Here is a 23,078-nt window from a genome sequence, read left to right on the forward strand (position 1 = left end):
TACGCAATTGACCGGCTCATTTGCTTTCCGCCTGTTTCAGCTCCAGCACTTCTTTTGGCGTGACCATGTCGCCCTTGTTATTGCCCCAGGCGTTACGTTCGTAAGTCACGACCGCTGCGATATCGACTTCCGACAGCTGCTTGCCGAACGCCGCCATGGCGGTGCCGGGCTTGCCGTGGAAGACAATGCTCAGGTGACCTTCTTTCGGCCCGGTGGCGATTTTCGAGCCTTTCAGTGCCGGGAACATCGGCGGCAGGCCCTGGCCTTCGGCCTGGTGACAGGCCACGCACGTGATGTGGTAGACCTTGTCGCCGCGCTCCTTGAGCTCGTCGAGGGTCCATTCCTTACTGGTCAGTTCTTTGAGCTGCGCCGCTTCGGCTTTGCGCTCGGCGAGCCATTTTTCGTAGTCGGCCTTTTCCTTGACCTCGACCACGATCGGCATGAAGCCATGATCCTTGCCGCACAGTTCGGCGCACTGGCCACGGTAGAGGCCGGGCTTGTCGATGCGCGTCCAGGCTTCATTGACGAAGCCCGGAATCGCATCGCGCTTGACCGCAAAGGCTGGCACCCACCACGAGTGGATGACGTCAGCCGAGGTCACCAGAAAGCGCACCTTGGCGCCAACAGGCAGCACCAGCGGCTTGTCGACTTCGAGCAGGTAATGCTCGCCCTTGGCTTGCTGGTTGTGAATCTGTTCGGCGGGGGTGGCCAGGTTGCTGAAAAACTCGACGTCCTGGCCCAGGTATTTGTAGTGCCATTTCCATTGATAGCCGGTGACCTGGATATCGATGTCCGGCTCGCTGGTGTCGTACATCTTGATCAGCGTCGCGGTGGCAGGGACGGCCATGGCTACCAGAATCAGCAGCGGCACGATCGTCCACATGATTTCGACGCCGGTGCTTTCATGGAATTTTGCGGCGACCTGCCCGGTGGAACGGCGATGTACCATCATCGACCAGAACATGGCGCCGAAGACGATGACCCCGATCACCACACAGATCCAGAAAATGGTCATGTGCAGGTCGAATACTGCGTGACTGATTTCAGTCGCTCCAGGCGCCATATTCACAGTCCAGGCCGCGTTGGCCTGGCTGAAAATCGACCACAACAGGAGGCCCATCCAGACGTGTGGATGTCGCATCATTGCGGGTTCCCCTTATCGTTCTTGTTATCCCGCCGGCTTTCGCCTGCGGCAAGGGAGCGGCTGCATCAGACTACGAACTTGAATCGCCGGGCCTTGCTGCGGGTGCAGTCGGGCGTCATCAGCTAACTCCATTCATTGGCGAGTATAGACAGCGGCTGGGAATTGCAACCTGCGAACGTAAATGAGCTGAAACAGCTGCGACTTGCGTTCAAGGGCAGGAATGGAGAAGGATGCAGACGAGTGGTGGCAAATCGATATAACGCAGGCGCATCAAGGATGAAATAATTATGACAAATGCGTCTTAGCATTTTTCGTAAGCCAGCTAAGTTATGTCTTTCCTATTTCCCTGCCTTTGTTAACTGGAGTTTTCATGAACACCGCCGCATTGCGCGAGCAGATCCAAAAAGCCCAACAGCACGAAAAAGACACCGGCCTGCTGACCCGTCAGCTGGAAAGCAAGCTGCCTCACCTGCACCCGGCGATTCAATTGCCGGAAGCCGACGCCCAAGGCGTGTTGACGCGTTTTGTCGCCGCCTATATCGATGAAGTGCCAGACCTGCTGGATGCAGCCAACGAAGTCGCCAGGGAAGCGGGAATCGAATCGCAGATCAAACCGGTGCTGAAAATCGCCGAGCAGTATTTCCTCCAGCCGCCGGCGATCATGGCCGGGCACGTTGGTCTGGACAGCCTGCTGGACGAAGCCTATCTGGCGCACCGTTTTGTCGAAGAGGTCAACGACCTGTACATCAAGCATTTCGGCCAGCCACTGATCCCCTTGGACATGACGGTCGCCAACTTGATTGCTCATCAACTGATCGGTGAGGAATTTGCCAACCAACTGGACGAAGCGGTGCATCACGCGATTGACGAGATGCTCAACGACGAGAGTTTTGCCCTGGAATCGGTGGAAGCCTACCGCGACAAACTCAGTAGCCCGGACACCGGTGCCGCATGGAAACGCTGGCCATGCATGAGCCGCCGGTTGGGCGTAGGCCTGGACCTCGATCAGCCTGCTGCCTGAGTTACACACAATCCAATGTAGGAGCTGCCGCGTGCTGCGATCTTTTGATCCTTTACGATCAAAATCAAAAGATCGCAGCCTGCGGCAGCTCCTACAGGGGTTGATTTCAATCGGGAGATTTAACCGGCCGCGCCGATCCCTGTGGTGGTGCGAATCCGCCCTTCAAGCCTGCGCTTCAACCCCCTCGACTCGATCAACAGCTTCGACCCCTTCGCCGCACTTGCGCGTCCCCATTCTTCCAGTAATTCCAGACACGAATGGTCGATATAGCTGAGGTTGTTCAGCGGCACATGCACTGTCGTCCCGTGCGGAATACTGCCCAGTACTTGCGTCAGCGCCGGCACCTTGAGAAACGTCGCCGCACCGACCAGACGCAACTCCATCTCGCCGTCCTGCGGCAAATCGATCAGGCTGATTTTCAGGCGCGAAGCCTTGAACGCCAGCTTCAACATCGTCAGGCCGAATCCGATCAACACGCCCGTGAGCAAGTCAGTAAAGATGATCGCCAGCGCCGTGGCGGCGTAGGTGAACATCGGCATCCGCCCGTAACGACTCAGACCGCGGAAGGCTTTCAGGTCGACCAGTTTGAAACCGGTATACACCAGCACTCCCGCCAGACTCGCCACCGGGATGCTTTGCAGCACGCTCGACAGCAGCAGCACGAACGCCAGCAGCCACAGACCATGGAAAATCGTCGAGTAACGCGTGGTCGCACCGGCCTGGACGTTGGCCGAACTGCGTACGATCACCCCGGTCATCGGCAACGCCCCGACCAGACCGCAAAGCATATTGCCGACGCCTTGCGCTGACAGTTCACGGTCGAAATCCGAACGCACGCCGCTGTGCATGCGATCCACCGCAGCGGCGGACAGAAGCGTTTCGGCGCTGGCGATAAACGCCACGGCGAAGGCCGCGATCAGTAGCGTTGGATCGGCCAGGCTGAGCAGGTCTGCCGGCTTCAACCAATCGATGGCTTCGGCCAGATTCGCGGGCACTTCAACCCGTTTGACCTGCAACGCCAGCAGCAGACTTGCTGCCGTCGCCAGACCCACGCCAAGCAGTGCGCCGGGCACGAAGCGCAACGAGTGCGGACGGAATTTTTCCCACAGCCACATCACCGCAATCGTCGACAGCCCGAGCAGCCCGGCTTGCCAGCCGAACGATGGCAGAGCTTGTGCCACCGCTGCCGGGAACGCCGTGAGGTTATCCAGCCCGGACGGTTTCGGCGATGCATCAAGCATCACGTGCACCTGCGACAGCACGATCAATACGCCAATTCCCGCCAGCATGCCGTACACCACGGCTGGCGCCGTGACCCGGAACCAGCAACCCAGCTTCAAGCGGCCGGCCACCAGTTGCAGAAACCCGGCGAGCAGCAGGATCGGACCGAGCATCTCGATGCCGTGCTGGCGCACCAGTTCGAAGACCAACACCGCCAGCCCCGCTGCGGGCCCGCTGACCTGCAGCGGCGAACCCGCCAGCCAACCCACCACCAGACCGCCGATAATGCCGGTAATCAGACCTTTGGCCGGCGGCAGCCCGGAAGCAATGGCAATACCCATGCACAGCGGCAAGGCGACCAGAAACACAACCACGGAGGCCAGCAGCTCCCGTGGTAACACAGCTTTCAATTGAGCCGCACGCATGGCGATTCTCCCGAAGTTTTCTTCAGGCGTGGCGAGGCCGGACCGCTGAATCAGCGGCCGGCGTCAAACCACACAGATGTTTAGGAAGATTTAGAAGCGCGCTTTGGGCGTCGCCACAGGAATCGGATGGCTGCCATCGAGTGGCAGGAATCGACCCTGATCCGCGTCGTACGCTTTGATTTCGCTGGTTTCGATGTTGTAGACCCAGCCATGGATGAACAGATGACCGTTCGCCATGCGCGAGGCTACCGAAGGATGGGTACGCAAGTGCTGCAATTGGGCGATGACGTTTTCCTCGGTGAGGATCGGCATGCTTTCTTTTTCGTCGGCGCAGTGACAGTTGTCGTGCACCATGGTTTTCGCCACTTCGGCGTGACGCAGCCAGGCTTTGACCGTCGGCATTTTTTCCAGGCTGTCGGGGTTGAGCACCGCACGCATGGCGCCGCAATCGGAGTGACCGCAAATGATGATGTGTTGCACGCCCAGTGCCAGCACTGCGTATTCGATCGCAGTGGAAACGCCGCCGTTCATCTGGCCGTAAGGCGGAACCACGTTGCCGACGTTACGGGTAACGAACAGATCGCCCGGCGAGCTCTGGGTAATCAGCTCTGGAACGATGCGCGAGTCAGCGCAGGTGATGAACATCGCCTTGGGCGCCTGGGCCGTGGCGAGTTTCTTGAAGAGTTCTTCCTGCTGGGGAAAAACGTCATGATGAAAGCGTAAAAAGCCATCAACGATCTGTCGCAGTGCTGCATCGGCGGATTCCGCTTCAGGGCTTTGCGCCGAGGCAGCCAACGACTGTTTATCCTTGTCACTCATGATTCATCCTCTTAGGCGGATTCAGGGAGTCTTCCCCGGTATTCCGGTATGAAGCCAGTGGCTGTTTAAACTATCAAGGTCATCCCGACCCGTCAGTCACTCGATGAACAAGGTAGCCGCCGAAACTTAACTCAAACTGAATCAAACGCTCTAGAACGTGTGTTCCAGGTCACAAAAAACGTGACTGTCGGTTTCGGCGGAAGGACTCCAACCCGTCAACCCTAAGCCAATTGTCGCTAAATCAGCGACATCTGGCGACCCGGCGGACAGAAGGCTGTGCAATCGAGGTCATAGCCTTCGCGGTAATTTAAACCGAGGCGTTTAATCGCCTTGGCGAAGCGTTGCGCGAGCAGGTCGGCGAACGGCCCCTCACCACGCATGCGCGCGCCAAAACGGCTGTCGTAAAGCTCGCCGCCACGGCTCTGACGAATGAGGCTCAGCACATGCGCGGCGCGTTGCGGATAGTGCGCAGCCAGCCATTCCTCGAACAGCGGCGCGACTTCCAGCGGCAGGCGCAGCATCATGTAGGCGGCGCTTTGCGCTCCGGCTGCGTGGGCCTCAGTGAGCAGGCTTTCGATTTCGCTGTCGTTGATCATCGGAATCATCGGTGAACACAGCACGCCGACCGGAATCCCGGCTTCACGCATCACCCGAATGGCCCGCAGGCGTGCCTTGGGCGCGGCGGCGCGTGGCTCAAGGATGCGTTTGAGCTCATCATCCAGGGTGGTCAGGCTGATCATCACTTTCACCAAGCGTTGCTCGGCCAACTCGGTCAGCAGGTCGAGATCGCGCAGAATCAGCGAACCTTTGGTAACGATGGTCACCGGATGGCGATAGCGCAGGAGCACTTCGAGAATCTGCCGGGTGATTTTGTGTTCGCGTTCGATCGGCTGATACGGATCGGTGTTGGACCCCAGATTGATCGGCGCGCATTGATAACCGCGCTTGCTCAATTGCTCTTCCAGCACCTGAGCCGCGTTGGTCTTGGCGATCAGCTTCGTTTCGAAATCCAGTCCCGGCGACATGTCCCAATAAGCATGGCTGGGTCGCGCATAACAATAGATGCAACCGTGTTCGCAACCGCGATAAGGGTTGATCGAGCGGTCGAAGGGCAGGTCCGGCGAAGCGTTGCGGCTGATGATCGATTTGGCGTTTTCGAAGATCACTTCGGTGTCTTGCGTCTCCGGCACTTCCTGATACCAGCCGTCGTCCTCGGCCACCGAACGGCTGGGGGCGAAGCGGTTGTGCGGGTTGGTCGCGGTCCCGCGCCCGCGAGGTGGCAGTGATATAGACATGAAAGCGTCCTGATACTGTATATGCGCACAGTACAGCGGCTTGAGTCAGTATTCCAGCACCGCCGGGCGCTTCAATCAAATGTTGACGACAGTCATGATCTACTCCGTGACTCTATTGAGTCTCAGTGAGACAAAGCTCGCTGGAGCTATACACATGTCACATGCGTTTGACCAACTACGCGAAAACGCTGATACAGAGCTCAAGTTCGCTCGGCATTGGTTCTCCAAGAATGTCCGACACTCTCTGAACTTGCTCTTCTGTTAAATCCATAATGCCGTACTCCACGCCATCTTGAAGAGACTTCCAGCCAACGAGTTCAAGGACCGACTCATTGAATTCCGGTGCGATGTCAAACTCAAATTGCAGAGTTTGATCTTCGTGACCGTTTTGAAAAAAACCTTCGATACATAAAAACATAGGCCGCCTCTTGTTTATTTCGGAGTCGTTCGTCCCGGCTTGGCAGGTTTAGTCTGCTCCCCGGTTTCAGGGTTGTACTCGCCCAGATGCCTACCTTGCTTGTCATATATTTCAACCGCGCCATGCTGGCGGTCCCATTCGTAAATCCTCCCTGAACTATCGATCCAACGATGCCGTTTACCTCCCCCTCCTTGAACTGATGCTTTCTGTTTGGCTCGTTTAGCATCCGGAGAAGCCGTTAATCCTTTCGGCGCCGGATGATATCGATGGTCTCCCGTAACACTCAGCGAAATATAGATCGGCTGAATGCCGGTATCGGGGAACGTGATGATTGCGTCTTGATAGTCGGGCGGATGTTGCGGGTTGACCAGCATCTTGTCCGCCTGCTCGGTCGGCGGATACACCCACGCAGGGGATAGCGGTGGGGCGCCTTCCAATGCGGGAATACCCAGTACACCTTCAGGACTTGCCGCGGGCGTCCAAATGAGGCCAATGCCGTTACCGATGTCAGCAACGTAGTTCTCGCCTTCTTTTACGGCTCTTATGACGGGAACATTTTCCCAGTCCGGTTTGCCGCCCGTGTAGAACCCATAAATGCTTACTGATCCATCCGTTAAGGTTTTCGTATTGACACGAACGCGTGTGCGACCAGCATCCAGCGTTGCGTACTGATCGTTCGTGTAGAAAGCACTGTCTGGTGAAATGCTGGTGTTCGGAATCAGTAGCGCAACCGTGCCCACTGCCGCGCTCGCGGATAACGCGACTGAGCCCTTAAGCAACCTCAGCGCAAGTGAACCACCAAGACGTGCAGCAATTGCGCCGCCAGCCGCAGAGCCCCCCATCCATTGCAACGGGGCGCCTTGTGCGGTAATTGCTTTAGCGGTACCCATCACGGCCCAGAGACCGTAGTCAGCCAATTTCTCGACAGGCACGAATCCAGCTGGATTGTGGTGATTGATTACGCCGTCGGGAAGATTGCAGCTTTTGGCGAATACGCAGCCGTACATTGGCGCGTTTGCCGCAGGGGGTTTTCCAACCTGGTTACGTCTGGCTTCATCGCGAGCCAATCCTTGCTCATACCGAAGGATGTCCGCTTGTTGGCGACGAATGTCGTCCAATGTAGGTTTGCGAGGTCTGCAAATGGGACAGCTGCACATTGCACTACGGCCATACTTCGATAAAGGATGGCCAGCCTAATGCAGGCTTCAAAAGTTGAGTTGTAGGAAGGGTCCTTAAAACCACGTCGAACATTCTCTATATTCCGTAACCTCCGCCGGACGCCAACAAGGCGCGATGTCAGTGAAAAGTATGCCGCTCCTTTGTCAGCACGAACCCCTGCATGAGTGCATCATGCAGGGGTTTGATTTTAGTTGTGATTGGTGACTTGTCCGAGGTCATCACCCGAAGTGCTTTGCATATCTTCACTGCGCAGATGCGCAACGTTTTTGGCGCTGACCGGTGCACCGTTGTTACCCCAGCTCCCCCGAATGAAACTCACCACATCTGCCACTTCCTGATCCGACAAGCGCCAGGCAAACCCGGGCATGGTGAAGGTCGATGGTGCCGTGTGCGTCGCCGGCAATGTACCGCCCTTGAGCACGATGTGAATCAGCGAGGTCGGATCGTCGGTCTGCACTACCGGGTTGCCCGCCAGCGCCGGGAAGACCCGGGTATAGCCATGGCCGTCGGTGCGATGGCATGCCGCGCAGTTGTCGATGTACACCGACGCGCCGCGCTGAGTATCGTCGCCGTTCCACAGGGCTTTGGCGGCTTTCGCGTCGTACTGGTGCGGTTGATCGTTCGGATCAGCGGCCGGCAATGATTTGAGGTAGCGCGCAATCGCCGTCAGGTCGGCGTCGGTCATGTACTGCATGCTGTGGGTGACCACATCGCTCATGCCGCCGAACACCGCACTGCGGTCACTGCGCCCGGTCCTGAGGAACTGCACCAGTTGCTCCTCGCTCCAGCTGCCGAGGCCATCCTTGTGATCGCCGCGCAGGCTCTTGGCAATCCACCCTTCGAGCGGCGCACTGCCAGCGAGAAACTCGCTGCCATCGGCGGCGCTCAAGGATTTTTCCTGCATGGTCAGGGCGCGTGGCGTGTGGCAGGCGCCGCAATGGCCGAGGCCTTCGACCAGATAGGCGCCACGGTTGATGATCGCGTCGTCAGCCGTCGCCTTGTAATCCTCGACCTTCGGCGCGAACAGCCAGCGCCAGCCCATCAGCGGCCAGCGCATGCTCAACGGCCACGGAATGTCGCTGGCCTTGTTCTCCTGCACTACCGGTTCGACGCCTTGCATGAAATAGGCATACAGCGCTTTCATATCGGCTTCGCTGACGCGGGCGTAGGACGGATACGGCATCGCCGGGTATAACGTGCTGCCGTTTTTGACGACGCCGTGGCGCACGGCCTGATCGAAGTCCTCGAAGCTATAGTCGCCGACGCCGGTCTTCTCCGGGGTGATGTTGGTTGAATAGATTGTGCCGATCGGTGTTTCCATCGGCAGGCCGCCGGCGAACGGCTTGCCACCCTTGGCGGTGTGGCACGCCACGCAGTCGCCGGCGCGCGCCAGATATTCGCCTTGCTTGATCAGATTCTGATCGACTTCAGCGGCATGAATCGAGGCGCTGCCGAGCAGGGCGAGGGTCGCGATAACGAAATTTTTCATGGTCATCGCTCCTTAGGCCTGCACCAGCGGGCCGGGGTTCTTCAGGTATTGCTCACGAATAGCCTTCGCCGACCAATAAGTCAGCGCCGCGACCAGCCCTGTCGGGTTGTAGCCCAGGCCCTGTGGGAATGCCGAGGCGCCCGGCACGAATACGTTGTGCACGTCCCAGCTCTGCAGATAGCGGTTCAGGGCGCTGGTCTTTGGATCGGTGCCCATGATCGCGCCACCGTTGAGGTGGGTGGTCTGGTACGACGCCGTGTTGAAGTGATCGCCGACTTTCTTGCTGATCACCGCAATGGCTTTCGGGCCCATGGCTTCGGCAATCTTGCTCATTTTCTCGACCATGAAGCGGTTCATTTTGATGTCGTTTTCCTGCCAGTCGAAGGTCATGCGCAGCAGCGGCAAGCCGTAGGCATCGCGGTACACCGGGTCGAGATCGAGGTAGTTGCCGCGGTAGGATTGATGCGCACCGTGGGCGTCCATCGACACCTGATGGGTGTAGTAATCGGCGGTCGCGCGCTTCCACGCGCTCCCCCAGGCCGGGGTGCCCGGCGGGTTTGACGTACCGGCAATCGGTCGGCTGCCGGCCTGGTTGACCCACATTGGCGACCCGCCGACGAAGCCGTGCGGGCCATGGTCGAAGTTGTCGGCGTTGAAATCATCCACCGCCACGCCGTTACCGCCGGCGCCGATGAAGTTGTTGGTGTGGGTGTCTTTGTCGAAGAACGCTTTGATCGTCGCCATGTTCTGGTAAGCGAAGTTTCGTCCGACCACGCCTTCGCCAGTGATCGGGTCGTAGGGTTTGCCGATCCCGGAAAGCAGCATCAGGCGCACGTTGTGCAACTGGAACGCGCCGAGGATCACCAGATCCGCCGGTTGCTCGACCTCACGGCCCTGACCATCGACATAGGTGACGCCGGTGGCTTTGCTTTTCGTGCTGTCGAGGTTGATCCGCAGCACATGGGAGTTGGGCCGCAGTTCGAAATTCGGCAGCGGCTTGAGCGCCGGCAGAATGTTCACGTTCGGCGAGGCCTTGGAATACATGTAGCAGACATAGCCGCTGCAGAAGCCGCAGAAATTGCACGGCCCCATCTGTGCGCCGTAGGGATTGGTGTACGGCCCCGAGGTATTCGCCGAAGGCAGATTGTAGGGTTTGTACCCGACTTCTGTGGCTGCTTTGCCGAACAGCTGTGCGGACACGGTGTTTTTCTGCGCTTCAAGCGGGAACGGATTCGAGCGATCCGCCGCGTAAGGGTTGCCGCCCTTGCCTTGGCCGACCAGTTGGCCTTTCACCGTCCAGGCCTGGCCGGAGGTGCCGAAGACCTTTTCCGCGAAATCGAAAAACGGCTCCAGCTCTTCATAACTGACGCCGAAGTCCTGAATGGTCATGTCTTTGGGGATGAAGCTTTTGCCATAACGCGCTTCGTAATGGCTGCGCATACGCAATTCGATCGGATCAACCCGGAAGTGCACGCCAGACCAATGCAGGCCGGCACCGCCGACACCGTTGCCTGGCAGGAACGCGCCGAGCTGGCGGTTGGGCAGGGCGATGTCGTTAACGCTGTGGCGAATGGTCACCGTCTCTTTGGAGATGTCCTGAAAGAGTTTTTTTCGCACGCTGTAGGTCAGTTCGTCGATGACCTGCGGATAATTGCCGTCGGGGTAAGTGTCCTGCATCGGCCCGCGCTCCAGCGCCAGCACGTTGAGACCCGCCTCGGTGAGTTCCTTGGCCATGATCGCCCCGGTCCAGCCGAAACCGACGATCACCGCGTCAACCTTCTTCATTACCGTTGCCATGCTTACGCCCTCTCGCCGCGAATCGAAACTGCCGGGAAGGGGTATTGCTCGTTGCGTTCAACCCAATCCATGAAATCGGCGCGGGCGCCGGGGAAGCCGATCATGGTCCAGCCGACCATGCCTTTGTTGCCGCCATGGATCGGGTCGCAGAAGAAACCTTCCTTGGTGTTTTGCAGCAGCAGATTGAAGAAAATCTTCGCCGGTACTGCATCGAATTGCGCCTTGCCAGCTTCCAGTTGCTTGAGCAAATCGTCTCGGGTAGCGCTGTCTTGCTCAGCAAATACTTTACCGTTGAGGGATTTTGCCCACTGATCCGTGGCGGCGATGCCGAGACGATAGATTTCCTTGGGCACCAGTTTGCTTTGCCATCCCATTTCCGGCGCAGCGTCAGCGTTGAACGGACCTTGCATGTACCACAGCGCTCCGGCGGCATACGGCGTGTTCATCTGACGATCGATATATTCCGGCACACCGGCTTCCAATGCGCCCGGGCCTTGAGCATCGTTGGGAATCAATTGCGCGACGGCGGCATTGATGAACGCCCATTCTTCGGCGGTGAAATAGCTCGGCTGGTAAACGCTGGCATCAGCACGCACCGGTTGTGCGGGCGGGGTAACGGGTGCGGCTGCGGCTGCGGGTGCCGCTTGCAGCACGCTGCTGCCCAGTCCGGTTCCGGCCAGGGTGACCACGGGAATCAGCGTCAGGGATTTGCGCAAGAACTCACGCCGCGGGTTGTCTCGATCTTGATCAGACATGGTGGATGTACCTCATCAGGCATCAATGGTGGTCAGCTGCTTCTGCGGACAGCTCTAGGAATTTCTTGTCGCGACAGGACCGGAAAACACCCGGCGGAGAAGACGTGTCTGCAACATCATGTGACAAATGGTAGCAGGCTAAGCATCGGCATGACCCGGTTCAGTTGAAAAAAGACCGGTTTTTTGTGGGTAAAACTTTGAAACGGCGCCGATTCACGTTTCTTTGACGAGCGGCTCACAGGCCTTTGACCGCCCGACGCCGAAGCTGCGCATCTCTCACTGAAACCTCCGATACGGTCAACCCAGCATGTTCCGAGTGCGTTTGTTTCCCGCGTTGTATTTATCGCTCATCGCTCTTCTGCACAGTTTCCCGGCTATGGCTGGCGGCACAACCAGCGTTCGCCCCGCAGAGTGGGCGCAGCCGGTGGAAGTGCAATACAACCTGTTCCGGATGTCGCCAACGCTTTACCGCAGCGCCTTGCCCGATGGCGGCGCGGTGCCGCTGCTGAAAAATCTCAAGGTCGCCACGGTGATCAATTTTCTGCCGGAAGCTGACAGCGATTGGCTGTCGGAGCCGGGCATCCATCAGCTGCAGTTGCCTTATCGAACCAATCATGTCGACGATGCTGACGTGCTCAAAGCCCTGCGCGCCATTCAAGCCGCCGAGGCCGTTGGCCCGGTGCTGATGCATTGCAAACATGGCTCTGACCGCACCGGACTGATGGCGGCGATGTACCGAGTGGTCGTACAGGGCTGGAGCAAGGAGGACGCCTTGAGCGAGATGACCCAAGGCGGTTTTGGTGAGAGCGGCCATTTTCGTGACGGCGTGCGCTATGTAATGCAGGCGGATACCGACAAATTGCGCACTGCGCTGGCCAACGGTGATTGCAGCACCAGCGCGTTCGCCACCTGCTCGATGAAAAGCTGGTTGCAGTCAGTCAATCTCAACTGATCGGTTGGTTTCGGTGGGCGTAGGCCGAGCGAAAAGCGCATCGGCCGGATGCCCGAGAAAGGCCTGCACTTTGCTCAGCAGCGATTGCGCGTCCCCCGGCGAAAAGAAGATCTCCCGAAACTCCCGGCCGGTTTTCGGGTTAAACACCCAATCCTGCTCAAACCGTTTGAACACCTCGGTCGCCAGCACGCCGGACCACAGATAGGCGTACACCATGGCCTCATAGCCGGTCACCACGTAATCAAAACCGTTGGCGAGCCGAGCGGTGCCCGGCAATTTCAACTGCGGAATTTCTTTCTGCACGTCTTGAAACACCTGCTCGACATTCCGCCCATCACCGTGGGTTGCGTGCAATTCGAAATCCAGCAAGGCCAGCGTCAATTGGATCGCGGTTTGCCGGCTCGCCTGGGTTTGCAGGGCTGCCAATACGGCGTCAACCCGTGTCTCGCTCAATCGCTCGCCAGTTGCATGATGGGCGCCCAGCCACAGCAGAAATTCTCTGGATTGACACCACCCCTCGAACAGCTGACCGGCGAATTCTGCCGTCGGGCGCGGTAGTTGGGTGATGCCGGAGAGGACGTGATGCGGTGAGCGGGTGAGGATGTGTTGCAGGCAATGGCCGAACTCATGGAACAACACCCGCAGATCCAGGTGTTCGAGCAGGCACGGCTGATCTTCCGCCGGCAGTGTGAAATTGCACGACATCAGAGCGATCGGCAGTACCGGCCGTCCTTCGGCGGTGATCCGGCGATTGCGCAGCGTAAACGTGCTGGCGAAATCCAGAGATTTGTTGACCTTGAACGGGTCAAGGTAGAGATAACCAAGCGTTTGCCCGTTTTCCCTGACTTCGAATAGGCGCAAGTGCTCGTGCCAGCGCTCGAACTCACGCAATTCGACGATTTCCACGCCAAACATGCGTTCGCTGAACAGGCAAAGTCGGCGCAGGGTGCCATCAAGTGGCAAGTAGCTGCGCAGCTCCTTCAGAGCGTCACCGAAATGGTGCTCGCGTAGCTGCTCGACGAGGTATTCCTGATCCCAGCCCTGCACCTCGAGGATGCCACGTTCAACGGCGAAAGCTTTGACCGCGTCGGTGTCGCTGATTCGCGCCGGTTTGCTCGCCGCAATGTGCTGCTCGATAAACGCTTTGACCTGCGCAGTCGATCCATCGGACACCGAGGCTTGAATCAGTTCGGCAAAGTTGGCGAAGCCCAGTAATCGGGCTTTGCGGTGACGCAGTGCCAGCAGAGTTTCCAGCACCGGAGCGTTGTTGTATTGACCGGAATGTGGGCCTTGATCGGAGGCGCGAGTGAAGTACGCGAGGAAGTGTTCTTCGCGCAATGCGCGGTTATGCGCGTACATCATGATCTGCTGGTGAGTATTGAGGTCCAGCGGGATCAACCAGCCGCCATGACCGGCCGCTTCGGCCAACTGCGCGAAACGCTGTTGCAGCGCCGCGGGCAGACCTCCCAGCAGGGTGATGTCATCGATGGGTTTGTGCCATCTGGCGCTGTCGTTTTCCAGGTTGTTCAGGAATTGTTCTTCCAGCTGTCTGATCCGACCATTCAATTCGGTCAGTTCCTGTTGGCCCTCAACGGGCAGTTCAATCCCGGAAAGTTGAAACTCTCGGAGGATTTTTGCCAGTGCTGCTTGGCGAGGTGCATCGAAGCTGCGAGCGATCGAACTCTGTTCGAGGTTCTGATAGGCATTGAACAACTCCCGGTGCGCCATCTTCCATGCCCGGTATTCCTCGACCGATGTACTGCACGCCGTGACAGCACTCTGCCAGTCGTTGTCATGGTTTTTGACCACCGTTAGCACATCAATGATTGAGATAGCGTCCGCGAGGCGCGCATCGATTTCATCGACCGCCAGCACCAGATCATCCCAGTTGGGGGTCTCGGCCTGACTGACGACAATGTCGCTGATGACTTGCCGGTTGCTGGCAAGAATGGAAGTGATCGCGGGCACCAGATGTTCGGCGCGCACGGAGGACCAGGGCGGCAAGTCCCAGTTTTGCAATAAAGGATTTGAATCAGGCATGGCGTCTTCCTTGGCGTCTGGCAAAAGAAACCAGAATAAGCAGGAAGTCCGCAGTGATGGCGGTAGCTGGATACCACCTTCCATCAACTCAAAGATGGAAGGTGGGACTGACTCAGTGTGACTCGTCGGGCTTTTTCTTCAGCTTCGGGTTCGGGAAGAACTGCACCGCCTGGACGTTCTTGTCCGGGGCCGGTTTGTCGAGCGCGCTGGTATTCACCCGCGTGCCCAGTTCTTTCGGCACGGACAAGCCTTGTGCGTTCAGCGTGTCGGCGTAACCGCACGCGACACATTCACGGTGCGGAACATCGTCTTCGCTCCACATCATCAATTTGTCCGGCTCGCTGCACGCCGGGCAGACCGCCCCGGCGATAAAGCGCTTCTTGGTGATTACTGGCCCGTCACTCATGCTGCCGCGTCCTCGCTCAGGCCGCTGTGACGCAGCAGTGCATCGATGGAAGGCTCACGGCCACGGAAGTCGACGAACAGCACCATCGGTGCTTGCGAGCCGCCCCGCGCCAGAATCGCTTCGCGGAAGGCGCGACCGGTTTCGGCGTTGAGTACGCCGTCCTCTTCGAATTTGGAGAAGGCATCGGCGGACAGTACTTCAGCCCATTTGTAGCTGTAATAACCCGCCGCATAACCGCCCGCGAAGATATGCGCGAAGCTGTTGGGGAAGCGGTTGTAGGCCGGCGGACGCATCACCGACACTTCGTCACGCACGCCTTCAAGCACCTGGGCAACGCTGCGACCGTCACCGTGGGTGGCGTGCAATTCAAAGTCGAACAGCGAGAATTCCAGTTGGCGCACCATCATCAGGCCGGACTGGAAATTTTTCGCCGCGAGCATTTTTTCCAACAGGTCCTGCGGCAGCGGCTCGCCGGTTTCGTAGTGACCGGAGATCAGCGCCAGGCCTTCCGGCTCCCAGCACCAGTTTTCCATGAACTGGCTCGGCAGCTCGACTGCGTCCCACGCCACGCCGTTGATACCGGACACACCGGCATGCTCAACGCGGGTCAGCAAGTGATGCAGGCCATGGCCGAACTCGTGGAACAGCGTGGTCACTTCATCGTGGGTCAACAGCGCCGGTTTGCCGCTGTCGGCCGGGGTGAAATTGCACACCAGATTGGCCACGGGGCTCTGCAGCACGCCGTCGATGGTGCGGCGACGGTCACGGGCGCCGTCCATCCATGCACCGCCACGCTTGTTGGCGCGAGCATAAAGGTCGAAGAAGAAACGACCGACGTGCTGGCCGTTTTCCTTGATTTCGAACAGGCGCACGTCCGGGTGCCAGGTGTCGAAACCTTTCTGCTCGGCAATCTCGATGCCGTACAGGCGCTGGACGATGGCGAACAGACCGCTCAGGACTTTGTCGATCGGGAAGTAGGCACGCAGGGTTTCCTGGGCGACGCTGTAGCGCTGCTCGCGGAGTTTTTCACCATAGAAACCACTGTCCCAGCTCTGCAGGTCGGCGCAGCCTTGTTCGGCGGCGTAAGCGCGCAACTGTTGCAGATCCTGGGCAGCGAACGGTTTGCTGCGCTTGGCCAGATCGCGCAGAAAGCTCAATACCTGATCGCTGGATTCGGCCATTTTGGTCGCCAGGCTCAGCTCGGAGAAACTGGCGAAGCCCAACAGTTTTGCCAATTCCTGGCGCAGGTCGAGGATTTCTTCCATCACCGGGCCATTGTCGTTCTGGCCGGCGTTCGGGCCTTGATCGGAGGCGCGGGTGCAGTAGGCGGCATAGACTTCTTCACGCAGCGCTCGGTCTTGCGCGTAAGTCATCACCGCGTAATAGCTTGGGAATTCCAGGGTGATCAGCCAGCCATCGAGGCCTTTGGCCTGCGCGGCAGCAGCCATCTGCGCCTTGGCCGAATCGGTCAGGCCGGCGAGGGCGGTTTCGTCGGTAACGTGCTTGGTCCAGGCCTGGGTCGCGTCAAGCAGTTGGTTGGAGAAGCGGCTGCCCAGCTCGGACAGCTTGCTTTGCACCTCGGCGTAGCGCTTCTGTTCGGCTTCCGGCAGGTCGATACCCGACAAACGGAAGTCGCGCAGGGCATGTTCCAGAATAGTCTTTTGCGCCACATCGAAATTCGCCGCTTCCGGGCTGTTGGCCAGCGCTTCATAAGCCTGGAACAATTCGCGGTTCTGGCCCATCTCGGTGGAATAGGCGCTCAACGCCGGCAGGCATGACTCGTAAGCTTCGCGCAGTTCGGCACTGTTGCACACGGCGTTAAGATGGCTGACCGGGCTCCATGCGGCGCCGAGGCGGTCATTGAGTTCGTCCATCGCCAACACCAGGCCAGCCCAGGTTGGGTTCTGACCTTGGGTTTTGAGAATCTCGGCGATGGCCGCGCGGTTGTCCGCGAGAATGCTTTCGATGGCGGGCAGGACGTGTTCGGCACGGATCGTGGAGAACGGAGGCAGATCGTAGGACTGCAGAAGAGGGTTGTTCACGCTCACGGTTGGCACCTTGGCTGGGGAAACATGCAACCATCTTAATTACAATCGCCACTCACCGCAGCTATCGGCGACAGAGAGAGAAATTATCGTGTCCCTACGCAAGTATCAGAATCACACCCCTCGCTTGAGCAAAGGCGCGTTTGTCGACAGCTCGGCGGTGGTGATCGGCGACGTTGAAATCGGCGAGGACAGCTCCGTCTGGCCGCTGACTGTGATCCGTGGCGACATGCACCGTATCCGCATCGGTGCGCGCACCAGCGTGCAGGACGGCTGCGTGCTGCACATTACCCACGCCGGCCCGTTCAACCCCGACGGTTTTCCATTGCTGATCGGCGATGATGTGACCATCGCGCACAAAGTCATGCTCCACGGCTGCAGCGTTGGCAGCCGCGTATTGATCGGCATGGGCAGCATCGTCATGGACGGCGCAGTGGTCGAAGACGATGTGATCATCGGCGCCGGCAGTCTGGTACCGCCGGGCAAGCGTCTGCAAAGCGGTTTTCTGTATGTCGGCAGTCCGGTGAAACAGGTGCGCCCGTTGACTGACAAGGAAAATGCGTTCTTCACTTACAGCGCGGCGAATTACGTGAAGCTCAAGGATCTGCACTTGGCCGAAGGCTACGACACACTCTGAATCGAATTCGCGACCGCTCAGGAATATTCATGCACTACCAGACCGTACTGTTCGACCTTGATGGCACCTTGACCGACCCGCGTGAAGGCATCACCCGCTCTATCCAGTTCGCCTTGGCCAGGCTCGGTATTGATGAGCCGGATCTGACCCGGCTCGAATATTTCATCGGCCCGCCGTTGTTGCAAGCGTTCATGCAGTTCTACGCTTTCGACGAGGCCAAGGCCTGGGAAGCGGTGAATTTCTATCGCGAGCGCTTCAAAGTGACGGGCCTATACGAAAATCGCGTTTTCGAGGGCGTTACGCCGCTGCTGGAAACCCTGACCGGACAGGGGCGGCAGCTCTATATCGCGACGTCCAAGCCGTGGGAATTTGCCCGCGAGATTGCTCGGCATTTTGATTTCGGCCATCACTTCAAAGTGATCTATGGCAGCGAGCTTGATGGTACGCGCACCAATAAAGTCGAGCTGATCGCGCATTTACTCAAGGAAGAAGGGCTGGATCCGGCTGAAACATTGATGATCGGCGACCGCAAGCATGATTTGATTGGCGCGCGCAGCAATGGGCTGGATGCGGCGGCGGTGGGTTATGGCTTTGGCAGTTTTGAAGAATTGAGCGCCGAAGCACCGGCTTATCACTTTGAGACACTGGAAGAGTTGCATCAGGCGTTTTTGCAGCGCTGATCAGTACGCCATCGCTGGCTTGCCAGCTCCCACAGGTGAGCGATGTACTCAGGTTCACCGCTGTCCCTGTGGGAGCTGGCGTGCCAGCGATGAGGCAAATTCAGTCACTGATGTCTCAAGCGGCGGCCAAGGCTTTCAACGCCGCCTTGCGCTCATCAACCGGCAACTTCCCCAACCTCTCAACCTCGGCATAAAACCTCCCCCAATCCCCGCCGACCTGCCTGAACACCGCCGCAAACGCCGGCACCCACTGGTCATACAGCCCGAACGGCAACAGCCGCGCATTGTTCAGCGGCGCATTGACCCAAGCGTCATAGCGTTTGTCCCCGGCCCACTGGCTGTCTCTCATCGCGCGATAATCCCGACGAAACCGTTCGAACTCGGCCGCTTTGCGTTCGCGCATCTGCTCTGGCGGCAATGGCAGCGCGTACAGCTTTTCCAGGCGGGAGCGGGTATCGAGGATCAACTCGATGAACTGGTCGCGTTGCCTGAGTCGTGAATCATTCTCCGCTGGCAATCCGCGAAACGCCCGCCACTGCCGGGTGCCCTCCTGTTCGACGAACGTAGCGAAGGACTCATTGAACTCAGTGTCGTCCTTCACGTAAAAGCGCTGGTGCGCCAGTTCGTGAAAGATCAGCGTGGCCAGGCGTTCATCGCCCCAGCCCATCATTGAATTGAGAATCGGATCGTTGAACCAGCCCAGTGTCGAATACGCCTCGACGCCGCCAATCGACACGTCCATGCCCTGCAGTCGCTGGATCGCCGCTTCGCCACGCGCCGCACTCTGGCTGTAATAGCCGCGATACGCCACGCACCCGGCGATCGGGAAACAGTGGTTCTGCGGGGTCAGGGAAAATTCTTGGGTGGCAAACACATTCCAGACGACGAATGGCCGGCCAATGTCGGCGTACAGCCGGTAGCTCTGGTTGTCTGGCAAATGCAGATGCTGGCTGGCGAAGGCGCGTGCCTTTTGGGACTGCGCCAGGTGTGTACGCAAGTTTGCATCGCGGTTCGGGTCGGCGATGACGTTCTCCACCGGCTCGCGCGCCCGCAACAATTGCAGTTGGCCGCTGGCTAACTGGCCGTAATAGCTGACGCTGGCGCAACCGTTGAGCAACAAAAACAACACACCCGGAAACAAAATCGGAAAAACGCGATCAAGTAACCCAAGGCTTGAGAACGGCCTGATCAAAATAAGAAATCCCCCGGAGAGTCTGCCGCAAGACTATCCCGCCTTAAGGAGCACCGCTATGCGCATGTTGATGCTGACAGGGGGCCTGCTGACGCTGGCCGGTTGTGCCAATTTCGGCATGCCCGACCCCGATCCTTCACAAGCCTGGATCGATCTCGACGCTCGGCAACAGGATACGGCGCTACAAGCGCTGCAAGTCGACACTCAAACCACTGTCGACAAACGTTATTTCGAAGTGGAGCCCGGTAGCCACGAACTGAAGGTGCGTTATCAGTTTCCCGTGGACGCGAGCAATATCGGCCCCACTGCCGAGCCACTGTGGCGCGATTGCCAGATGCGGGTGAAATTCAACGACTTCAACGCCGGTCAGCGCTATCAATTGCAGGCGGGCAGTATCGGTTTCCGTCCGTGGGCGAAACTCTATGATGAGCAGCGCAAAGTCGTCGGGCAGGGCACACCGGCCGGCTGTCAGAGCAGCTGATCGGCGCTATGCTGAAGGTCCAGACCTGTGGATAGTTTTCATGCGCAAGTTGCCCTTGTTGTTTGTTGCCACGCTGATGGCGGGTTGTCAGACGCCTTTGCCTGCGGTTGACCCGCAAATGGCTTGGGTCGATTTTTCGACGCCAAGCCCTGGTGGCAAATTGTTGATGGCCGAGCGCCTCGACAATCAGCGCCTGAACGACGGGCGTTATTTTCAGGTCACCCCCGGCAGCCATGAATTGCGCGTGCGGTTCGATTTCGAAGTATTCGGCGGCGGTGGCGCCTTGCTGACCGGACCAGTCGAGCGGTTGTGCTACCTGTACATTCGCTACGACCACTTCGAAGCCGGGCAGCGCTATGTGCTGGAGGGGCGTTCGCTGGCGTTCACCCCGAGTGCCCGGCTTTACAACGCCAAGCGCGAAATCGTCGCCGAGGATCACGACTACAACTGCATAATCTGAAGTGACTCAGTTTTCGTTCTTTTGATAGATGATTCGCTTGGTGCCGTTTTCGCACGCCCCGACGATCATGGCTGAGTCGTGCTGCTTCGCTTCTTCCGCAGTGATGATTTCCAGGGTGTACGAGGGGATTGCCTTCGCCTGAATCTTGATTTCGATTTCCTTTCTGAGCTCTTCACAGTCTTTGGGTGCCGCAACAACCGAGGTGGCCAGTGCACTGCAGAGGATCGCCAAGCCAATACGTTTCATCGATGAAACTCCCTGAGGCAGCGCGCACGGGCGTGCGCTGAAGCTGCTATGGCATATTCGACCACATTTTTGCAGCGGCGGTTCTGACTTCGCTCACACCTTTGGATTTGCGTGATGCCGGGATTCTTATCGCGAGCAGGCTCACTCCTACAAGGGATCGCATTTATTCAGTTGGAATGCGATCAACTGTAGGAGTGAGCCTGCTCACGATAGCGTCAGCCCGGCAAACGCCGAATCAGCTAACCAGCGAAGCCTCCAGCGTGATCTTCGCATTCAGCACTTTGGATACCGGGCAACCTTCCTTGGCCTTGTTGCTCAACTCCTCAAACTGCTGCTGAGTCGCGCCCGGAATTTTCGCTTTGAGAATCAGTTTTACTGCGGTGATCGCGAATCCGCCGTCGACCTGATCGAGCGTGACTTCGGCATTGGTGTCGATGCTGTCCGCCTTCAGGCCCGCATCGCCGAGAATCATCGAAAAAGCCATGGAAAAGCAGCCGGCGTGCGCCGCGCCGATCAGTTCTTCCGGATTGGTGCCCTTGCCGCCTTCAAAGCGTGCCTTGAAACCATACGGTGCTTCTCTGAGCACGCCGGTTTCCGTGGAAATCGAGCCGAGACCGGTTTTCAGGTCGCCTTCCCAATGCGCGGATGCCTTTTTCACGATAGCCATGTCTGCCTCCTCAAATGTGGCGCGGAACGCCGCGCCGACGTGGTTTTTACTTGCAAGGCTTCTGAGGATAGACGGCGGATCAAAGTTCAGCCTGGGTGAATCGTTGACTTTTTTAGTAGGAAATTTCTTCGCTGCTATTGAATCTCGGGTATATGCCCTCATTCCATGAAACACGCTTATGGATACGGCAGGTTTTCGTTCGCAAGAAAAACCTGCCTCCTCATTCGGAGACGCAGGTTTATGAAACAACTGTCCGACGTTAAATTTTCCACACTCGATCTGGTGCCAGTGCGCGAAAACGGCAGCCCGGCGCAATCACTGCGCAATTCGCTGGACTTGGCGCAGCATGCCGAGAAATTCGGCTACACGCGCTTCTGGGTCGCGGAACACCACAATATGGATGGCATCGCCAGCTCGGCGACTTCGGTGCTGCTCGGCTATCTGGCAGGCGGGACGTCGACCATTCGGGTCGGCTCCGGCGGCGTCATGCTGCCCAACCACGCGCCGTTGGTGATCGCCGAGCAGTTCGGCACGCTGGAAAGTCTGTATCCGGGGCGCATCGATCTTGGCCTGGGCCGCGCGCCCGGCTCCGATCAGATGACGGCACGCGCGCTGCGCCGTGAACGTTCTGGCAGTGCCGATGACTTCCCCGAAGACGTGGCCGAACTGGTGCGCTATTTGGGCCCACGCACTCCGGATCAGCGCGTGATCGCCATGCCGGGCACCGGCACCAATGTGCCGATCTGGTTGCTCGGCTCCAGCCTCTTCAGTGCGCAACTGGCCGGTGAGCGTGGTTTGCCGTACGCCTTCGCTTCGCACTTCGCACCGCGCTTCATGCACGAGGCGATTCGCGTCTATCGCAATCACTTCAAACCATCGGCAGTGCTCGACAAGCCCTATGTGATGCTCGGTGTGCCGCTGGTAGCGGCGGATACCGACGAGCAAGCCGATTATCTGGCGACGTCGGTGTACCAACGCATTCTGGCCCTGATGCGTGGGCAGAGCCTGGTGCAGCGCCCGCCGGTCAAAACCATGGACGGCTTGTGGCTGCCCCATGAGCGTGAAGCGGTCGGAGACTTCCTCGGCCTGGCAATGGTCGGCGGCCCGCAGAAGATTTGTGCCAAATTGGAGGTTTTAATCGAGCAGACCCAGGCCGATGAGCTGATTTTCACCAGTGATCTTTATGAACACGCCGATCGCATTCATTCCTACGAATTGCTCGCCCAAGTCATGAAACGATAACGCGGACCCTGTAGGAGCTGCCGAGTGCAACGAGGCTGCGATCTTTTGATCCTGTCTTTAAGGGCCAAGATCGCAGCGTGCCGCAGCTCCTACACAGAAAAATCAGCGCCCATAAAAAAGCCGACGCATTCGCGTCGGCTTTTGTGTTTCAGGCGCAATCAACCGCGCTTGTAGACAATTTCCTTGCTGCCGCCTTCACAGGTGCCAACGACATTGCCGTCAGCCGCTGCGCCCTTGTCAACAACTTCCAGCGAATAACCGGAAACACCTTTGGCATCCAGCTTCGCTGCGATCTCGCTTTTCAGCTCTTCACATGGCTTGCCGGCTGCAAACGCACCACCCGCAAGGCTCAACAAACCTACTGCCAACATGAACTTCTTCATCGGTCGCACTCCCTGGTCGGATTGAAAGAGGCGGGCATCAGGTCATCCGCCCGATGCGCTCACCTTGTAGCGCTTTGCCATTCC

The 23,078-nt window shown here is 58.4% G+C and carries 23 protein-coding genes; 7 read left to right on the top strand and 16 right to left on the bottom strand.

What is annotated here, in order from left to right; all coding sequences use genetic code 11:
- Positions 1-16: 16 nt before the first annotated feature.
- Complete coding sequence (gene coxB, locus EL257_RS00435; RefSeq protein WP_126358861.1) at positions 17-1,144, bottom strand: cytochrome c oxidase subunit II; 1,128 nt, start codon at positions 1,142-1,144, stop codon at positions 17-19.
- A gap of 370 nt (positions 1,145-1,514) precedes the next feature.
- On the opposite strand from coxB, the gene EL257_RS00440 reads away from it, so the two are divergent.
- The gene (locus EL257_RS00440) at positions 1,515-2,165 is read left to right on the top strand and encodes a hypothetical protein (protein ID WP_126358862.1); all 651 of its coding nucleotides are present in this window, start codon (positions 1,515-1,517) and stop codon (positions 2,163-2,165) included.
- Positions 2,166-2,284: 119 nt separating this feature from the next.
- Here EL257_RS00440 and EL257_RS00445 read toward each other — a convergent pair whose 3' ends face one another.
- The 8 genes from EL257_RS00445 to EL257_RS00480 all read right to left on the bottom strand — a co-directional run bounded on the left by EL257_RS00445 (position 2,285) and on the right by EL257_RS00480 (position 11,563).
- Positions 2,285-3,811: a SulP family inorganic anion transporter gene (locus tag EL257_RS00445; protein ID WP_126358863.1), complete on the bottom strand. Its 1,527-nt coding sequence runs from the start codon at positions 3,809-3,811 to the stop codon at positions 2,285-2,287.
- Positions 3,812-3,901: 90 nt separating this feature from the next.
- Complete coding sequence (locus EL257_RS00450) at positions 3,902-4,630, bottom strand: carbonic anhydrase (protein ID WP_126358864.1); 729 nt, start codon at positions 4,628-4,630, stop codon at positions 3,902-3,904.
- A gap of 236 nt (positions 4,631-4,866) precedes the next feature.
- Complete coding sequence (locus tag EL257_RS00455) at positions 4,867-5,925, bottom strand: PA0069 family radical SAM protein (protein WP_126358865.1); 1,059 nt, start codon at positions 5,923-5,925, stop codon at positions 4,867-4,869.
- Between the two features lie 175 nt (positions 5,926-6,100).
- Positions 6,101-6,343, bottom strand: coding sequence for a pyocin S6 family toxin immunity protein (locus tag EL257_RS00460; protein WP_126358866.1), 243 nt, complete (start codon positions 6,341-6,343; stop codon positions 6,101-6,103).
- Between the two features lie 14 nt (positions 6,344-6,357).
- Positions 6,358-7,410: a colicin E3/pyocin S6 family cytotoxin gene (locus EL257_RS00465; RefSeq protein WP_419866636.1), complete on the bottom strand. Its 1,053-nt coding sequence runs from the start codon at positions 7,408-7,410 to the stop codon at positions 6,358-6,360.
- 299 nt (positions 7,411-7,709) lie between these two features.
- A complete protein-coding gene (locus tag EL257_RS00470) occupies positions 7,710-9,011 on the bottom strand; it encodes a cytochrome c (protein ID WP_126358867.1) in 1,302 nt (433 codons plus the stop codon).
- Positions 9,012-9,023: 12 nt separating this feature from the next.
- Complete coding sequence (locus EL257_RS00475; protein ID WP_126358868.1) at positions 9,024-10,808, bottom strand: GMC family oxidoreductase; 1,785 nt, start codon at positions 10,806-10,808, stop codon at positions 9,024-9,026.
- Positions 10,809-10,810: 2 nt separating this feature from the next.
- On the bottom strand, positions 10,811-11,563 hold the full coding sequence (locus tag EL257_RS00480) for a gluconate 2-dehydrogenase subunit 3 family protein (protein WP_126358869.1): 753 nt from the start codon (positions 11,561-11,563) through the stop codon (positions 10,811-10,813).
- 307 nt (positions 11,564-11,870) lie between these two features.
- Between EL257_RS00480 and EL257_RS00485 the strand changes: the two genes are divergently transcribed.
- On the top strand, positions 11,871-12,515 hold the full coding sequence (locus EL257_RS00485) for a tyrosine-protein phosphatase (protein ID WP_126358870.1): 645 nt from the start codon (positions 11,871-11,873) through the stop codon (positions 12,513-12,515).
- Here EL257_RS00485 and EL257_RS00490 read toward each other — a convergent pair.
- The 3 genes from EL257_RS00490 to prlC form a co-directional block, all read right to left on the bottom strand.
- A complete protein-coding gene (locus EL257_RS00490; RefSeq protein WP_126358871.1) occupies positions 12,498-14,555 on the bottom strand; it encodes a M3 family metallopeptidase in 2,058 nt (685 codons plus the stop codon). The genes EL257_RS00485 and EL257_RS00490 overlap by 18 nt on opposite strands.
- 112 nt (positions 14,556-14,667) lie before the next feature.
- Positions 14,668-14,961, bottom strand: coding sequence for a YheV family putative zinc ribbon protein (locus EL257_RS00495; RefSeq protein WP_126358872.1), 294 nt, complete (start codon positions 14,959-14,961; stop codon positions 14,668-14,670).
- Positions 14,958-17,009 (bottom strand): oligopeptidase A, encoded by a 2,052-nt coding sequence (gene prlC, locus EL257_RS00500; protein ID WP_126358873.1) that lies wholly within the window; start codon positions 17,007-17,009, stop codon positions 14,958-14,960. The genes EL257_RS00495 and prlC overlap by 4 nt, the downstream gene beginning before the upstream one ends.
- Before the next feature lie 88 nt (positions 17,010-17,097).
- Here prlC and EL257_RS00505 point away from each other — a divergent pair, with 88 nt between their 5' ends.
- Both EL257_RS00505 and EL257_RS00510 read left to right on the top strand, forming a co-directional pair.
- Positions 17,098-17,643, top strand: a complete 546-nt coding sequence (locus tag EL257_RS00505) for a gamma carbonic anhydrase family protein (RefSeq protein WP_126358874.1) — start codon at positions 17,098-17,100, stop codon at positions 17,641-17,643.
- Positions 17,644-17,672: 29 nt separating this feature from the next.
- Positions 17,673-18,323: an HAD family hydrolase gene (locus EL257_RS00510; RefSeq protein WP_126358875.1), complete on the top strand. Its 651-nt coding sequence runs from the start codon at positions 17,673-17,675 to the stop codon at positions 18,321-18,323.
- 115 nt (positions 18,324-18,438) lie between these two features.
- On the opposite strand, the gene EL257_RS00515 is transcribed toward EL257_RS00510, so the two are convergent.
- Positions 18,439-19,515, bottom strand: a complete 1,077-nt coding sequence (locus EL257_RS00515; protein ID WP_126358876.1) for an aminopeptidase — start codon at positions 19,513-19,515, stop codon at positions 18,439-18,441.
- 58 nt (positions 19,516-19,573) lie between these two features.
- Between EL257_RS00515 and EL257_RS00520 the strand changes: the two genes are divergently transcribed.
- Both EL257_RS00520 and EL257_RS00525 read left to right on the top strand, forming a co-directional pair.
- Positions 19,574-19,996, top strand: a complete 423-nt coding sequence (locus EL257_RS00520; RefSeq protein WP_126358877.1) for a hypothetical protein — start codon at positions 19,574-19,576, stop codon at positions 19,994-19,996.
- A 40-nt stretch (positions 19,997-20,036) separates the two neighbouring features.
- The gene (locus tag EL257_RS00525; protein ID WP_126358878.1) at positions 20,037-20,456 is read left to right on the top strand and encodes a hypothetical protein; all 420 of its coding nucleotides are present in this window, start codon (positions 20,037-20,039) and stop codon (positions 20,454-20,456) included.
- Between the two features lie 6 nt (positions 20,457-20,462).
- Here the strand turns inward: EL257_RS00525 and EL257_RS00530 are convergent, their stop codons facing one another.
- Together EL257_RS00530 and EL257_RS00535 are read right to left on the bottom strand one after the other, a co-directional pair.
- Positions 20,463-20,702, bottom strand: coding sequence for a DUF1161 domain-containing protein (locus EL257_RS00530; RefSeq protein ID WP_126358879.1), 240 nt, complete (start codon positions 20,700-20,702; stop codon positions 20,463-20,465).
- A 235-nt stretch (positions 20,703-20,937) separates the two neighbouring features.
- Positions 20,938-21,369, bottom strand: a complete 432-nt coding sequence (locus EL257_RS00535; protein ID WP_016772308.1) for an OsmC family protein — start codon at positions 21,367-21,369, stop codon at positions 20,938-20,940.
- A 240-nt stretch (positions 21,370-21,609) separates the two neighbouring features.
- Here EL257_RS00535 and EL257_RS00540 point away from each other — a divergent pair, with 240 nt between their 5' ends.
- Positions 21,610-22,611 (top strand): LLM class flavin-dependent oxidoreductase, encoded by a 1,002-nt coding sequence (locus EL257_RS00540; RefSeq protein ID WP_126358880.1) that lies wholly within the window; start codon positions 21,610-21,612, stop codon positions 22,609-22,611.
- 158 nt (positions 22,612-22,769) lie between these two features.
- Here EL257_RS00540 and EL257_RS00545 read toward each other — a convergent pair whose 3' ends face one another.
- On the bottom strand, positions 22,770-22,994 hold the full coding sequence (locus EL257_RS00545; RefSeq protein ID WP_126358882.1) for a DUF1161 domain-containing protein: 225 nt from the start codon (positions 22,992-22,994) through the stop codon (positions 22,770-22,772).
- Between the last annotated feature and the right edge of the window lie 84 nt (positions 22,995-23,078).

It is taken from the genome of Pseudomonas fluorescens, from assembly GCF_900636825.1.
Lineage (GTDB): Bacteria > Pseudomonadota > Gammaproteobacteria > Pseudomonadales > Pseudomonadaceae > Aquipseudomonas > Aquipseudomonas fluorescens_BG.